The following is a 16,259-nucleotide window of genomic DNA, read 5'->3' on the forward strand; positions in this document are numbered from 1 at the left end:
TAAAAACCTTTTGCCTTTAACCTTTATCCTTTCACCTTCCCTCTAAATCGTTACATTTCACTTTTTTGTTTTTAAGAATTGTTATGTTACTTTAGCATTTGGCTTTACCCCCTGCTTTGAGCCTTGTAAAACCTACCAGAACAATGCCATATAAAAACCGAAAGTCAACTTATGCATATTTCATACTGATTTTTGTATTTATAAAAGTAGTTCTTAATTTATTTGCCATAAACCATTTTGGATTTCAGCGCGATGAATTATTACACCTGGTTTTAGCTAATCACCTGGATTGGGGTTATAAAGAAGTGCCTCCCTTTATCGCCATCGTAGCCAAAATATCCAACACTTTTTTTGGGCATTCGCTTTTTGCAGCACGCATTTTCCCTACCATTTGCAGCGGGCTTATTATTTGGTTTGCCGGTTTGATTACAGTTGAATTTGGAGGGCGCAAGTTTGCCATTACCCTAACTTGTTTAGCGCTTATATTTTCGCCGGCATTTGCCGCAAGTGGTTATCTTTTTCAGCCTGTTGTTTTCGATCAATTCTGGTGGGTGTTAACCGTTTGGCTATTGATCAAATACCTTAACACCACCGATGTTAAATACCTGTACTGGTTAGGTCTGGCTGTTGGTCTGGGTATGCTCACCAAGTATACTATGGCCTTTTTTACGTTTGCCCTGATTATTGGTATTCTTATCAGCAAACAGCGTAAACTACTATTTAACAAGCATATATTGGGTGCAGTTTTAGTAGCATTTTTAGTTTGCCTGCCAAATCTCATCTGGCAAATTCAGCATCACTGGCCGCTGATAACGCACATGAAAACCCTGCGCGAAGAACAGCTAAGCTATATTAAACCCGTTGAATTTATTGAACAGCAATTGCTGGTGCATGGTGTAGCTTTTTTTGTTTGGTTCACTGGTTTACTGTTTCTCATCTTCTCCTTCAGGCTGCGCAATTTTCAATTTCTGGCTATAGCTTATGCGCTGATATTTATTTTTTTACTGGAGATGGATGGCAAAAACTATTATCTTTTTGGCGCCTACCCTATGCTATTCGCAGCCGGCGGTTTTGGTTTTGAAAGATGGTTAAAAACCAAAGGTTATATACTGCGCACTTTTACTATAGCCGTATTTGTGTTACCTAATATGCTCTTGCTGCCCATGCTATTGCCCATATTTTCGATAGAACATACCCTGGCATTTTTCAGATTTGCCCATAAAAATATACCGGCCACGGACTTTTTGATTACTTGGGAAGATCAAAAACAACACCCCCTTACACAAGATTATGCCGATATGTACGGCTGGGATGAGCTGGCCCGAAAAGTAGGCGAAGCTTATCATAAGTTAACCCCCGAACAGCAAAAACAAACTCTTGTTTATGCCGATAACTACGGCGAAGCCGGCGCCCTAAATCATTATAGTAAGCAATTCAACTTTCCTAAAGCTATATCCCTCAACAGCAGTTTTACGCTTTGGGCACCAGATAGTCTTCTGTGCAAATACCTCATCTATGTGGATGATAACGGCGGCGAAAATATTCGTCAGTTTGTAGCCGGTAAAATGATCGGCTCCTACCAAAAGCTTGGAGAGATTGATCATTACCTTGCCCGTGAAAAGGGTACCGGTATATATCTGATAACCGATATTAAAGCCCCACTACAAGAACGATATACCAAAGAGCTGGCGAGGAAGAGGTTGGAGTAAATTAAGCGAAAGGCTTGATAAAAACATCTGTAATAAATCGTACAGCTAAAGCGTTCAACAGATACCAACCTTATTATCATATGAGATATTTATCAACCTTATTTTTATTAGCCTGCGTTTGTATCTGTGCATGTAACGATAAGCAGCAGGCAAACAAAAAAAACATATTGGGCAACTGGGTTAAGGTTAGAAGCAAAATAGCACCAACGGGCAAAAACGTAGTGCTCGAACCACCTGAAGACGAGAAACCTGGCTTTACTTTTTATGCAGATCATTCCGTTGAGTATAAATTAGGCTTCTTTAAAAGAACAAATGGTATCCGTATCTTTTTAGGTACAAAATCTAAATTTAAGATCATAGCCAATGATCTAATGATTTTAGATATAGACAGTAATAAATGGAACAAATACCGCCTTATTAAACTCACTACCGATTCATTACAATTCATTTTTGATGGAAGATTAGCAACATTTAAACATTATCAGATCAAGGAAAATACTACGCCGGAATTTGATCAAATAATTTTATCTACTTCGGGCTGTTTTGGGACTTGCCCTGTCTCAAATACCATGATAAATGCCGATGGATCTGTTATATTTAATGGACTATTTTACACCGCTAAGAAAGGATTATTTGCTGGTTCAATTACCAAAGCGCAATACAAACAACTACAAGATAATTTTAGGAATACTGATTTTAATCTATTAAAAAACGATTACAACGTAGGCTGGACAGATGACGAAACCATCAGCACAACTTTTGTAAAAAATGGCAAAATATATAAATCGGTAAACGATTATGGCTTAGCAGCACCCTATCAATTTACCTGGGCTTATGCCCCGCTACGGTATTTATATCAAAGCATAGCCTTAAAAAGCATGCTTGTCCCTGAAGCTACCCCATCTATTAATTACCCCAATGGTGTATATCTTAAAACTGCTAATATGGGTATGGCCTTAACTCAATCAGAGACCTTTTTGTTGTTCTATTATTTACAAAAAGGAAAAGTATCAAACGCTACTTTTAAATCACGTTATAAGTTGAGCTCGCCCTTTGATATAAAAAAGCCCCATGATATTGATACGGATGGACGTTTTTATAAGTTTGAAGTAAACAAAAAGTCAATAATTATTGACATTGGCTTTAATTTTCTTGATATAAACGAGAAAAACTGGCACTGGCAAAAAATTACCGAATAGGATTAAAAAAAGGTGTCATGCAACAGCACAACACCTTTTATCTTTATTCTTTCGCCTTTAAAGTTAAAAACTAGGCCGATATAGCATTAATGATATCATATTGGGTAATGATCTCAATTTTGCCATTACCGTCTTCAACCAGTACGGCGATGTTATCTTTATTGATCATTCCTGAGATCTTATCGATAGAAGTATTCAGATCAACAAAAGGAAATGGCGCTGTGGTAATATTTTTGATCGGTTGCGATTTGATAGATGGATTCTCGATCAGTGAATCCAAAATATCACTTTCCGTGATCTTGCCAATCACCATACCTTGCTGTGTTACCGGAATCTGAGATATGTTGAGTGATTTGATAGTATTGATAGCCTCCAACACGCTTTTTTCGCAGTCGATAGTGATAATTTCCTGCACATCTTTTTTGCTGATGATATCGGCGGCGGTTAGTTTGCCATCCTTTAAAAATCCGCGATCGCGCAGCCAGTCGTCATTATACATTTTGCCCAGGTAACGGGTACCATGATCCGGGAAAATGATCACCACTACATCGCCTTCTTTAAACTTATCCTTCATTTGCAAAGCACCAGCTACTGCCGATCCTGTAGAGTTACCAGCGAAGATCCCTTCTTTGCGGGCAACTTCGCGGGTCATAAGGGCTGCATCCTGGTCAGTCACTTTCTCAAAATGGTCAATCAGGCTAAAGTCGACGTTCTGCGGTAAAAAGTCTTCGCCGATACCTTCGGTGATGTATGGATAGATCTCGTTCTTATCCATGATACCGGTTTCTTTATATTTTTTAAATACCGAGCCGTAAGTATCAATGCCAAGCACCTGGATATTAGGGTTCTTCTCTTTAAGATAACGCGCTATGCCCGATATGGTACCACCGGTACCTACCCCTGCTATCAGATGTGTAATTTTGCCACCGGTTTGTTCCCATATCTCCGGACCGGTTTGCTCATAATGCGCCTGCGAATTGCTCAAGTTATCATACTGATTGGGTTTCCACGAATTTGGCACCTCGCGCTCCAAACGGGAAGATACAGAGTAATAAGAACGCGGGTCTTCGGGCTCTACATTGGTAGGGCAAACAATTACCTCGGCACCAAAAGCGCGCAGGGCATCAAACTTTTCCTTGGATTGCTTATCGGTACTGGTAAAAATACATTTGTAACCTTTAATTACCGCGGCTATAGCCAAACCCATCCCCGTATTGCCCGATGTACCTTCAATAATGGTACCGCCGGGTTTTAGCTTACCGCTTTTTTCGGCATCCTCTATCATTTTAAGAGCCATGCGGTCTTTAATAGAATTGCCTGGGTTAGTGGTTTCTATCTTTGCCAAAACCGTTGCCGGGATATCTTTTGTTACTTTGTTTAATTTAACCAGCGGTGTGTGACCAATGGTTTCCAATATATTGTTATACCACATAAATTTAAATATCTACTAATCCGGTATACTTAGCCGAATAATGCATCAAAATTAACTTTCTTAAATGATATTTCTTTACAGAATAATAAATAGATATACACGCACAGAAAGAATAACACAAATTTTATATTTTTTTTATGGAATAGAGGAAATATAAGAAAAACAAATGTCATCTCGAATAAGGCACGAGGAAAGATTTTATACCTGAGATATTTCAGTTGTATAAAATCATTCTCCACCACTCAAAATGACAAGCAAGAGGGGAAATAAATTCAATAAAACTATCATTCTGAGCATAGCGAAGAATCTATTCTTCAACATATTTATTGTTGAATAGATGCTTCACTTCGTTCAGCATGACAGCATTAAATGATCACTGGCTTCATGAGCCAATTAAAATTTCAAATGCTTAACAGTTAAACCATTATTGATCAGCTGCTTTAACGATTCGATACCGATACGCAAGTGCGTTTCTACAAACTGTTCGGTTACGGTTGAGTCGCTTTCGGCGGTTTTTACGCCCTCCGGGATCATCGGCTGATCTGATACTAACAACAGAGCTCCAGTAGGGATTTTGTTAGCAAAGCCAGTGGTAAAAATGGTAGCAGTTTCCATATCAACAGCCATGGCACGCAGCTCTTTCAAGTATTTTTTAAATACTTTATCATGCTCCCAAACACGGCGGTTGGTAGTGTAGCAGGTACCTGTCCAATAATCGCGTGAAAAATCACGAATAGTTGTAGATATTGCTTTTTGTAAAGCAAATGATGGCAATGCTGGCACTTCTGGTGGTAAGTAATCATTTGATGTACCTTCACCCCTAATGGCGGCTATCGGCAGTATCAGATCACCTACGGCATTTTTCTTTTTCAAACCACCGCATTTGCCCAAAAATATAACTGCTTTGGGGTGTATAGCTGTTAGCAGATCCATCACAGTAGCCGCTACCGAGCTGCCCATACCAAAATTGATGATAGTAATACCATTGGCGGTAACGCTTTGCATCGGCTTTTCCAGACCCATGATCGGCGCGTTATCATTCCATTGCGAAAACAGTTGGATGTATTTCGAAAAGTTGGTTAGTATGATGTATTCGCCAAAAGCCTCTAATGGTCTGCCTGTATAACGTGGCAGCCAATTAACCACAATAGCATCCTTGGTTTTTAATCCCGATTTTACGGGTGTGTGCACTTCCTTTACTACCGGTGCATCGGTAGGATCCTTTTTTACATTCATTTGTTCATTCATATTTTTTGTGTTTTGAGTATCAAGTAACTAGTTCAAATAGTATCAAGTAGCTAGTATCAAGTATCAAGACTTTTAATTCAGGATTAATTATACCGAAGTGATAATCATCTTGATACTTGATACTAGCTACTTGATACCTTAAACAACCTGATACCAATAAATAAAAACCTGTGTATACAACAAACCCCGGCGTTTCACCAGGGTCTGTGTTTATTATAATAAAGATAGCTACTTAATTGATATCAAATTGTTACGCTACTTTTAATTTTTTCAGATCCGATTTTTCAAACTTTTCGTGGGCATAGTCTAAAGTAACCTGCAGTCGCTTTACATCTTTTTTAGATGGGAACTCAAACATGGCATCAATCATGATCGCCTCACAGATGGAGCGCAGGCCCCTTGCGCCAAGCTTAAATTCCATGGCTTTATCTACAATAAACTCCAGCACCTCATCCTCAAAATCAAGCTTTACACCCTCATATTCAAACAGTTTTTTGTACTGTTTCAACAAGGAGTTTTTTGGCTCGGTTAATATGTTACGCAATGCAGCCCTGTCAAGCGGGTTCAAATAAGTTAGTACCGGCAAACGGCCAATCAACTCAGGTATTAACCCAAATGATTTCAAGTCCTGCGGGGTAATATATTTGTACAGGTTTTTCAGGTCAACCTCACTATCATCACGTTTTAATTTATAACCAACGGTTTGCGTACGCAAACGGTTAGCTATTTTACGATCAATACCGTCAAACGCACCACCGCATATAAACAATATGTTGCTGGTGTTTACGGTGATCATTTTTTGGTCGGGGTGCTTGCGGCCTCCCTGTGGTGGTACGTTAACCATGGTACCTTCCAATATCTTTAATAAAGCCTGCTGTACACCTTCGCCTGATACGTCGCGGGTGATGGAGGCATTATCACTTTTACGGGCTATTTTGTCAACCTCATCAATGTAAACAATACCTTTTTCGGCAAGGGTTACATCATAATCTGCTGATTGCAGCAAACGGGTAAGTATGCTTTCCACATCCTCGCCTACATAACCAGCTTCGGTGAGTACGGTAGCATCGCAGATACAAAACGGAACGTTTAATATCTTGGCCATGGTTTTAGCCAGTAAAGTTTTACCCGTACCAGTTTCGCCCACCATAATGATGTTTGATTTTTCAATCTCTACCTCATCCTTATCAATACGCTGGTTTAAGCGTTTGTAATGATTATATACAGCTACAGAAAGTATCTTTTTGGCATCATCCTGACCGATAACATATTGGTCAAGGTGCGTTTTAATTTCGGCAGGTTTTAACAAAGAAGGTGCCGAAGGTGAAGCTTTTACCTTGCGTACCTTTAACTCCTCAGCCAATATTTCATTAGCCTGGTTAACGCATTTATCACAAATGTGAGCGTCGAGCCCTGCAATTAACATCAGGGAATCCTGTTTACCTGCACCGCAAAATGAACACCTGATTTCCTTACTGTTCTTATTCATCTGATTCGTTTGTAATTCAAAATTAACTAATTAGTGGCAGAAAAAAAAGTTTTGAGTTATAAGTACTGGGTTTTAAGCAACAATGAACAGTTGTAAAACCCTCATTATCACTCAAAACCCAACACTCAAAACTTATTTCGGCAGCTTATTTACTCGCTTTGCCGCTGCCTTTTAAAATCTCGTCCACCATACCAAATTCTTTGGCTTCTTCGGCTATCATCCAGTAATCACGGTCTGAAGCGTCCCAAACTTTCTGGAACGGAGCACCACTATGATCGGCAATGATCTGGTACAGCTCTTTTTTCAGCTTGGTGATCTCATGGTAAGAGATCTCGATGTCTGACTGCTGACCTTGTGCACCACCCGATGGCTGGTGGATCATTACCCTTGCATGTGGCAATATAGCCCTTTTGCCTTCGGTACCGGCACATAATAATACCGCTGCCATTGATGCTGCCATACCTGTACAAATAGTGGCCACGTCATTTGATATAAATTGCATAGTATCATAGATACCTAAACCTGCGTAAACAGAACCACCAGGTGAATTGATGTAGATCTGGATATCGCGTTTGCTATCGGCCGACTGTAAGAACAGCAATTGAGCCTGGATAATGTTTGCAATATTTTCATAAATGGCATCGCCAAGGAAAATAATACGGTCCATCATCAAACGTGAAAACACGTCCATCTGGGCCACATTTAACTGACGTTCCTCGATGATATACGGGGTCATACCGGTTGGGGTGTAAATTCCGGATGGCATTCTGCTTCTGTCAACAGCAGAGATATATTTATCTACGTGTAAGCTGTTTAAACGGTGATGCTTAACAGCATAATTTCTGAATTCGTTCTTATCGATGTTACTACTCATGGTTTTTGTTATGTTATTTGTTTAGATGCAGGAGTTACCTGCGATAAATATAGTTTTTAGTTGAATAAAATTCTTACCTGATAGTATGTATTAAGTAAAATATTTTAGTGGTGAAGGTATAATGCACGCGTCATTGCGAGGTACGAAGCAATCTCTATGCTGTACAGATCAACTATTCAAATCCGACCTGCCTGTGTAGAGATTGCTTCGTACCTCGCAATGACGCCTTTTTGAAAGATCAATTGCCCGACTTAAAACACCAAAAGCAACCTTGTGAGTTGCTTTTGGTGTTTTGTACAGAAGTAAAAATGAGCTTATTGCTGCTCTTTTACCAGCTCGCTGAAATCTGTATAAAGAATATCTTTTTTCTCTAAAGTGATTACGCTTTTGATATGATCAAATACTTTAAGCGCTTTTACTTCTTCAAATATCTTGTTAGCATTCTCTTTGTTTTGAAGATATTGTACAGTGTACTGACCTAACTGCTCATCAGGGATAGGCTGAGGGCTGTACATTCTGAACTGCTGATCCAGACGAACTTTTGCTAATGCAAAAACCTCGTCATATTTAATCTCGATCTGATTGTCCTTGATGATCTTGTTTTCGATCAGGGTCCATTTCAGGTTGGTTGCAAAATCATTGTAACCGCCATTCAATTCCTCATCGCTCAGTTTTTCGTTAGTAGCTTTTAACCAACGTTTCAAAAATTCATCAGGCAGGTTAAAATCAACCTTAGCTACGCTCAGTTTGTAAATATCGTCCTGTAATTTACGCTCTGAATCCTGAACCATCATGGTTTCAATCTCTTCAGTAATTTTAGCCGTAAATTCAGCTTCGGTAGTTACTGTACCTTCACCAAATAATTTGTCAAAGAACTCCTGGTTCAAATCGCTTTCTTCTAAACGGTTTACATTTTTAACCGTCAATTGAAATTTCGATTTTAACTCAGCCGCTTCGTCTTCTTCAATTTTTAATAAAGCAGCAACCTTTGGCGCTTCGTTATCAAAAGCTTTCTGAATATCCAGCGTTACTACATCACCTTTTTTCAGGCCGATCAATGATTTTTTTATTTTTTCGTCTTTGATCTGGTCTAATCTAACCGATGCGGTATTGCTTATGCCTCCCTCAAAAACAGAACCATCTGGTGAAAGCTGGGCCAAATCTGCGTAAAGCACGTCATCGTCTGCCGATACGTCAGGATTTGTCATTTTGCCATAGCTGCGACGGATATTTTTGATACGTGAAGCCAATGTTTCGTCATCAACTTTAATCACGTACTGAGTTGTTTTATCTTTTGATGAGAAATCAATATTGAATTGCGGCGCTAAACCTAACTCGTAGTTAAATTCAAAATTATCATTAAAATCCCAGTTATATTCTTTCTCGTCATCAACCTTTGGCAATGGCTGACCCAATACTTCCAGTTTTTGCTCGTCGATATATTTACTTAAAGTATCTGATAACAAGTTGTTGATCTCGTCAACCAAAATACTTTTACCGTACATTTTTTTGATATGTGCAGCAGGCACCATTCCGGGACGAAAGCCTGGCAGTTTAGCCTTTTTAGCGTTTTCTTTTATGGCTTTATCAACACGTGGCTGGTAATCTTCAGGGTTAATGTTGATCTTAACAACTGCGTTCAGGGCATCTACTTTTTCCTGTGTAATATTCATCTTTTTACCGGGTATTTTAATTTAATGGTTCAAAACGTAGCCGTAAAACCAATTCAGGCTATACAAATTTCGAGGCGCAAAAGTATGAATTTTATTTTAAATTTAATCACGTAATTCTGCCGGAGTATATTTATCTACCTTGTTTTTTACCGGCTTAATTGTTTTCATATAGGCGTATATAGCCTCCAGATCGCTTAGTTTCATTTTACCATATTTATACCAGGGCATAATAGTCTGAAACTCACCTGGTACTATCCTCTGGTGCTTATGTGTGCTATCAGCGTACTGGGTAAAACGGTTCAAAAACTGAGCCTTTGTCCAGTTGCCAATACCCGTTTCCTTATCAGGCGTAATATTAGCCGACCGTATTTTGCCACCATTTGGTGAGGAGTATTCATGCCCGCCGGCAAATTCCAGTCCTTCAATTATTTTACCTTTGTTAGCCTGGCTGTGGCAATCTTTACAGGCCGCTATCCGTACCAGGTAAGCGCCGTAGGCCAGCGTATCATGTTCATCTGGCACGGTGCCTAATGTGGCTTTTGCCGGCATGGTATGCACCAATATGTTTAACGGAAAATCGAGTTCACGTTCGGGGTAATCGGCTCTTTGCGGTTTCAGCGTACGCAGGTAGGCAATAATGGAATAAACATCCTCCCGGCTCATTTTGGAGTACGACTCCCAGGGCATAATTGGAAATATAGCCGATCCATCCTTTTTAACCCCCGTAGTAATGGCCCTGAACAATTCACCGTCGGTCCAGTTTTTTAGATGATATGGGGTAATATTAGGCACATAAACACTACCCGGAAAATTAATATTTGCATCAAACTTTTCGCCGCCTGCGCCTAATCCTTCCTCCTTCACCGGGCCGGCGTATATTGTCCAGTCTCTGGTGGAGTGACAATCAACACAAGCCGTTACGTGGTTAGCCAGGTACTTGCCACGTTCAATACGCTGCGGGGTGGCTTCTACTTTAATATTTTCGGGCTCGCCAACATTGGGCAGGGCCAGGGTAATATAGCTTATACCGGCTATAACAATTAAAACAATGGCTATAACAATGTAGCCTGCAAACTTTAAGATTTTTTTCATGACAAGTAATAAGAACGCGGCAAAACTAAGTAACTTTTCATCCCTGTATCCACCGTATTTTCACTGGAAAAGCGTGCGTAGATTTACGGTATTTTCACCCAGTCACCTGCGTCGATGAAAAGAAATTCCATTTAAATTTTCCCCGCAAACAAAAAAGGCAGGAGCCTTCGCCCCTGCCTTTTGTCAGCTAGTAAAATAATTATTTAGTCGACCTTTTCAATGCTCGATGCGCCCGACTTGTCGTTGTTAACGGTTGAAGGTGAACCTTTATACTTGATCTCCGAAGCACCGGAAGAGTGCACATTCAGCGTTTTTAATACATTGATCTTGCAATGACTTGCACCTGATGACCTAATAGTGTATTCGCCAACTACAAAATCAAAGGCATTGATCTTACCCACACCACTAAAAGATACCTGGTGCGTTGCTGCCTGCCCGGTTAAATTCAATTCGCTTACACCGCTGCCATGGCTATCAACATTGGCGGCATTGAGGTCAAGATTAATTTTTGAAGCGCCCGATAAGTGAATGCTCACATCACCTGCATTGATTTTTCCGGTTGATGAAACCTCCACTGCGCCTGACGACTTGAGTTCCTCCAATTTACGTATGCCAATATCTACCACCAGGTCATCATCCAAACATATTGTTTTGGTGGTTTTGATAACTAATTTATCGCCGTTAACAGAGGTAGAAACATATTTGAGTAAATTATCGTCTCCCGTAACCGAAATACTAAGCGAGCTATCCTGCTTTAAATGAATTTTGTATGCACCAGATATATCGATCCGGCTAAAATCAGTGGCTTTGCGTTGCTCGGTTGTTATTTTTCCTGAGCCATGTACGCAAACAAGCTTACACGATGATAATATACTGAATGATGCGCACGCGACAATGGCAATGGCTAAACCTGCTTTTTTCATAGTAATAGATTTTTATGGTCATGAAGCTATCCGGCCTTATTGCCTGTGATAGTTTCATCGTGTTTTTTACTTTGTGACGTTGTTTATAAGTTTGAAGTTACATCAAAAATAAAAAAAGCTGCCACAAATTGTGACAGCTTCTCAGAATATATGATGAACTTTTGCAAAAGTTGGATTAAAGACCGGCAAACTCGTTTGCTATTTCTTTTTGTGGTAAACCATTCAATTTATCACTGAAGCTTTCGGCGGCAAAGTTGTTGTTATTTACGCTGGTGGTATTGCTGTGGTTTAAAGTGTAAACAGTAGCGCTGCCACTCAGATCAATTTTAGCGTGATCATCCAGGTTAACATTGGCTGTGTAAGTATCTACATTTAAGGTAGCGGTAGCATTGTTGTGCAGGTTCACTTCCAGTTCAAGGGCTGATAATTTACCAAATGATTTTACCTGGGAATTGTCATAAGCGTTAATAGCGCGCAAATCATTAGCTGTTACCCAAACAACCAGTTTTTCTGCTTTGTATGAAGTGATACGTAACACGCCGTTTTCGCTTTGAACAAGGGCGCTTTCGCCATAATAACGGTTGTAAACTTTTACCTGATCGGCAGACCCGTCTGATACAAACAGTTCTACATTACCACGGATCTCGATCTTGCTGATTTTGCTTACTTCTTTTACCACAGTTGCAGCGTTGCCGATTGCTTTATTATTAGTAACTGCATAAGTTGTGCCTGCGATACCACCTACTAAAACTAACATAGTTGCGATGGTGAATAATTTTGTTTTCATGATATTAATATTTTGATTGTCAATTAATTGTATTGTCTTATTTTTTAAATACATCTATATGACGCCTGCATTTTTGAAACGTTACAGCTATTTGGGGGCAATTAGATGTACGGCCGTATTTTATCGGTGAACGGAGGATTTATATCGGTGAACGGCGAAATTATTTTTAGCGAAAAATGGGGAAATGGCTGATTATGGTAGTCGCAGTCTCCCGGATCAGGCCAGGTGACAATTATTTACAGGTCTTTGATCCGCAATCTGAATACATTATGGTGTAGTATCTGCCGGAAGCCGAGTAATAGTGGTCACTCGGCTGGAGCCGAACGACTGGTGGTGAATCGACTCACCCGACCATCGCTACGCTTGGTCACCCTCTCTTCGCCTGCGGCGGAAAGAGGGAATTTAGACTTACAAAATAATAAAACAACCTTCTTAACCCTCTTTACGGCGAAGCCGAAGAGAGGGTCGGCAAGCAAAGCGACGCCGGGGTGAGTCATCTCCATCAGAACGGCTTTTACACCGATATCCTTCAACGATGCTCAAGATGACAAGTCTTTTGTAAAATCACTGGTCTTCCTCAGTTAACTATCGGGTTCACCGGCCGGTAATAAACCTCACTGCGGCCGTTTACTGTTTTTACTACAAAGCCATGTTCAATAAGCCATTGCAACACCAGGTAAATACTGCTGGTGCTCACCTTTACCCCATTAAAGCGGATGTGTTTTGACAGCGTGTCTACATCGGCATCCTGGGCCAGCTTCAAAACATGGGCTATAATGTGCTTTTTTTTAACCGACAGGTTATATTGATGCAAATGACAATATTGTACAAATTCATCGGGAAGGGCTGTTGCCGAGAGGTTGAAGTGTGTCATAATTGTGATTCAATTAAAATACCGTTTAGCTATTTCAAAGAAAAAAATATATACACGTACAATTGTTGTACATAGGGGCGATATAGTTGTAAATTTACGACATGAAAAAAAAGCAATTTGCGCCCCTGGTAATTTGCAATGTGGAGGGTGCCGGCATGATACAAGCCCGGCATAGCCATACTTATTATGAAATTATTTATGTGCAAAAGGGCTCCGGCACGCACATCCTCAATCAGAACAGTCTCCCATACAAGGCTGGCGACCTGTTTTTAATATGCCCCGAGGATGAACATTGTTTCGACTATAAAAAGTACACCTGTGTTACGCTGATTAAATTTACCGATGAGTTTTTCAGCTCTAACAATCAATCTATTCCGCATGTAGGGATCGTATTCAGTCCGCAGGACCTGATGCGGCACAAATTATTAAAAGAGATTAAACTTACTTTCGACGAGCCCTTTAAAACCATTTTAAGAGGCACTATTGATAACATTACCGCGTATAATGAATCGACAGATATAGCCACCTGCCCGTATATCTTTTACCAGATATTGTCGCTCTTTGGTTTAATCACACAGGCGCTGGGCCGTATCGATTCGCAATTGGTTAACTGCCCGCCGGGTAAACAGGAGCTGATATCCTATATCCATCAGCACATTTACGAACCCGAAAACATCCAGATCAAAAAAGTAGCCGCGCATTTTAATATCGCCACCAGCTATTTCAGCGCCTGGTTTAAAAGAAACTTTGATATCAGCTATCGCGATTATATCAACGGCTACCGTGTTAAATTAATTGAGATCCGTATCAGCAACAAAACTTCTACCCTGAGCCAGATAGCCGAAGAATTTGGATTTACGGACGTAAGTCACCTGTCCAACTATTTTAAAAAGCAAACCAATACCAACGCAAGCCATTACGGTAAAACCGCGTGATGCTATATTATATATTATAAAGTATGAAAATACACATCATGGGTGCATCGTGCGCCGGCTCAACCACTTTAGGTACCGCTTTGGCCCGGCAACTGCACTACCCTTTGTTTGACAGCGACAAATACTTCTGGGAAACAACCGAAAAACCCTTTACCGTAAAGCGCGATCCCGAACTGCGAAACGCCATGATATTACATGATACGGGCAAGCAACCTGACTGGATACTCAGCGGATCGATGGTAAGCTGGGGCACCGAATGGCTGAGTATGTTTGATCTGGTTGTATTTCTATATATTCCCCACCACATCCGGATGCAGCGTCTGCATAACCGCGAGCTGGAACGCTACGGCGACGCTATTTTTACCGATCCGGAACGTGCCGCCAATTACCAGGTATTTATAAAGTGGGCCACTGGTTATGATGATAACACCACCAAGGGCCGCACCCTGCAGGTACACGAAAATTGGTTGAGCCAGGTAAACTCCCCTATTTTAGAAATCCGTGGCGACACCACTGTACAGCAGCGTGTGGAGCTGGTTTTGGAGAAGATGAAGGAGCTGTAACGCTTTAAAAAAGACTTACGAAGTTTTGAAAACTTCGTAAGTCTGATGATCAAAAATCAAGTGATAGCGCGATTCCCAATCTTGAAACTAATGTAAAGATCGAACGCGCAGTATCGACTCACCCCGACATCGCTGCGCTTGTCACCCCTCTCTCCGCTTCGCGCATAGAGGGGGTTTCATTTCATTTTCTCCCACCCTCTTTCCGGCGAAGCCGAAGAGAGGGTGGTCCAGCGAAGCGTAGACCGGGTGAGTCGAGACTCTGCGCGTGTTTAACCTTATGGTTTAAAAACCCATCTAAACACCTGTAACCTAATACTCCATATCATAGTCGTAATCCTAAATTTTAAGAAGATGGCTACACCCTTTGCAACCCGAAACATACGAACTTATTTCATTGTGCCCCTTTTGCTTTTAATCACACTGGTTACTAATGCCCAGGAAAAAGACAGCACCTATTATAAAAAACAACAGGAACCAGGGGTAAAGAAAATACTGATCAACGGAAAGTTTTGGGTATGGACGCAAAAAATAGGCGATGGAAAAATTAATGTATTGCTGTTGCATGGCGGCCCTGCCCAATCACATGAATATTTTGAAATATTTTCAAAGTACCTCCCCAACAAAGGCATAACCATTTATTATTATGACCAGTTTGGATCATACTTTTCTGAGCAACCCACGCCCCAACAATTAAACGATACAAGCATTTGGAAGGTATCCCGTTATGTAGAAGAAATAGAACAAGTACGGAAAGGCCTGAATCTCGATCATTTTTTCATATACGGGCACTCTTTTGGTTCCCTGTTGGCCCTTGCCTATACCTATCAATATCAAACACATGTAAAAGGGATGATATTTTCAGACATGAACCCCTTTCCTAAAGATTTTGATCAACGGATTTCTTCTACCAGTGCTCAAACCGATAGTATATTGAATGCAAGCCCAAAGTTTAATTCCCTAATGCAGAACAAACAGAAAGGGTTGTCTTATGACCAAAACATATATCAGAAAGCCTTTGACAGTACATTTACCCGGACCTTTGTACTCAGACTGGATAAATTGCCCGATGCCATGCTAAGAACCAAGCTCCATAAGAATATGGAGGTTGCCCGAAAAATAGGTCCATCAACTTTTTCATTGGATTACGCTGGGATGATCTCTAAAATAACCGTTCCCGTTTTGCTAATAAGAGGGGAATACGATTTTATTATCAGTACGGGGCAATTAAAAAAGCTAAACACCTTGTTTGCTAAGTCGCAATATTACGTGGTGCCTAACGCGGGGCATATCTGTTTTATTGATAACCCCGATCAATATTTTCCGGGTTTGATAGCGTTTATCAAGCATAATAATTAGAATGTTGATTTCTATGATAAAAGCAAAAGATTTTTAATTAAGAACTCATTTTCAATTCCCTCCCCACGGGAGGGGTGCGCTGGGGAGGCGTAATGGCAGGGAGGG

14 protein-coding genes are annotated in these 16,259 nt (G+C 40.5%); 5 read left to right on the plus strand and 9 right to left on the minus strand.

Translation table 11 applies throughout. The annotated features are described in order from the left end of the window. Positions 1–143 precede the first annotated feature (143 nt). Positions 144–1,709: an ArnT family glycosyltransferase gene (locus G7092_RS08660; RefSeq protein WP_166088181.1), complete on the plus strand. Its 1,566-nt coding sequence runs from the start codon at positions 144–146 to the stop codon at positions 1,707–1,709. Between the two features lie 80 nt (positions 1,710–1,789). Next, complete coding sequence (locus G7092_RS08665) at positions 1,790–2,908, plus strand: DUF6438 domain-containing protein (protein ID WP_166088183.1); 1,119 nt, start codon at positions 1,790–1,792, stop codon at positions 2,906–2,908. Positions 2,909–2,978: 70 nt separating this feature from the next. Here the strand turns inward: G7092_RS08665 and G7092_RS08670 are convergent, their stop codons facing one another. The 9 genes from G7092_RS08670 to G7092_RS08710 form a co-directional block, all read right to left on the minus strand. After that, positions 2,979–4,340: a pyridoxal-phosphate dependent enzyme gene (locus G7092_RS08670; RefSeq protein WP_166088186.1), complete on the minus strand. Its 1,362-nt coding sequence runs from the start codon at positions 4,338–4,340 to the stop codon at positions 2,979–2,981. Positions 4,341–4,733: 393 nt separating this feature from the next. Next, positions 4,734–5,588, minus strand: coding sequence for an AMP nucleosidase (locus G7092_RS08675; protein WP_166088188.1), 855 nt, complete (start codon positions 5,586–5,588; stop codon positions 4,734–4,736). 250 nt (positions 5,589–5,838) lie between these two features. Further along, complete coding sequence (gene clpX, locus G7092_RS08680) at positions 5,839–7,077, minus strand: ATP-dependent Clp protease ATP-binding subunit ClpX (protein WP_166088190.1); 1,239 nt, start codon at positions 7,075–7,077, stop codon at positions 5,839–5,841. Positions 7,078–7,222: 145 nt separating this feature from the next. Further along, entirely contained in the window at positions 7,223–7,951 is a 729-nt protein-coding gene (locus G7092_RS08685) for an ATP-dependent Clp protease proteolytic subunit (protein ID WP_166088192.1), read from the minus strand. A 314-nt stretch (positions 7,952–8,265) separates the two neighbouring features. Beyond that, entirely contained in the window at positions 8,266–9,624 is a 1,359-nt protein-coding gene (gene tig / locus G7092_RS08690; protein WP_166088194.1) for a trigger factor, read from the minus strand. A 102-nt stretch (positions 9,625–9,726) separates the two neighbouring features. Next, the gene (locus tag G7092_RS08695; RefSeq protein ID WP_166088196.1) at positions 9,727–10,716 is read right to left on the minus strand and encodes a c-type cytochrome; all 990 of its coding nucleotides are present in this window, start codon (positions 10,714–10,716) and stop codon (positions 9,727–9,729) included. A 203-nt stretch (positions 10,717–10,919) separates the two neighbouring features. Beyond that, on the minus strand, positions 10,920–11,639 hold the full coding sequence (locus tag G7092_RS08700) for a head GIN domain-containing protein (RefSeq protein ID WP_166088198.1): 720 nt from the start codon (positions 11,637–11,639) through the stop codon (positions 10,920–10,922). A gap of 175 nt (positions 11,640–11,814) precedes the next feature. Continuing rightward, positions 11,815–12,426: a GIN domain-containing protein gene (locus G7092_RS08705; RefSeq protein WP_166088199.1), complete on the minus strand. Its 612-nt coding sequence runs from the start codon at positions 12,424–12,426 to the stop codon at positions 11,815–11,817. 577 nt (positions 12,427–13,003) lie between these two features. After that, a complete protein-coding gene (locus G7092_RS08710) occupies positions 13,004–13,300 on the minus strand; it encodes a helix-turn-helix domain-containing protein (protein ID WP_166088202.1) in 297 nt (98 codons plus the stop codon). 101 nt (positions 13,301–13,401) lie between these two features. Here G7092_RS08710 and G7092_RS08715 point away from each other — a divergent pair, with 101 nt between their 5' ends. The 3 genes from G7092_RS08715 (at position 13,402) to G7092_RS08725 (ending at position 16,154) form a co-directional block, all read left to right on the plus strand. Beyond that, complete coding sequence (locus G7092_RS08715) at positions 13,402–14,235, plus strand: helix-turn-helix domain-containing protein (protein ID WP_166088204.1); 834 nt, start codon at positions 13,402–13,404, stop codon at positions 14,233–14,235. A 23-nt stretch (positions 14,236–14,258) separates the two neighbouring features. Beyond that, entirely contained in the window at positions 14,259–14,798 is a 540-nt protein-coding gene (locus G7092_RS08720) for a P-loop NTPase family protein (RefSeq protein WP_166088206.1), read from the plus strand. A gap of 351 nt (positions 14,799–15,149) precedes the next feature. Continuing rightward, a complete protein-coding gene (locus G7092_RS08725; protein WP_166088208.1) occupies positions 15,150–16,154 on the plus strand; it encodes a proline iminopeptidase-family hydrolase in 1,005 nt (334 codons plus the stop codon). Positions 16,155–16,259 lie beyond the last annotated feature (105 nt).

This window comes from Mucilaginibacter inviolabilis (genome assembly GCF_011089895.1).
Lineage (GTDB): Bacteria > Bacteroidota > Bacteroidia > Sphingobacteriales > Sphingobacteriaceae > Mucilaginibacter > Mucilaginibacter inviolabilis.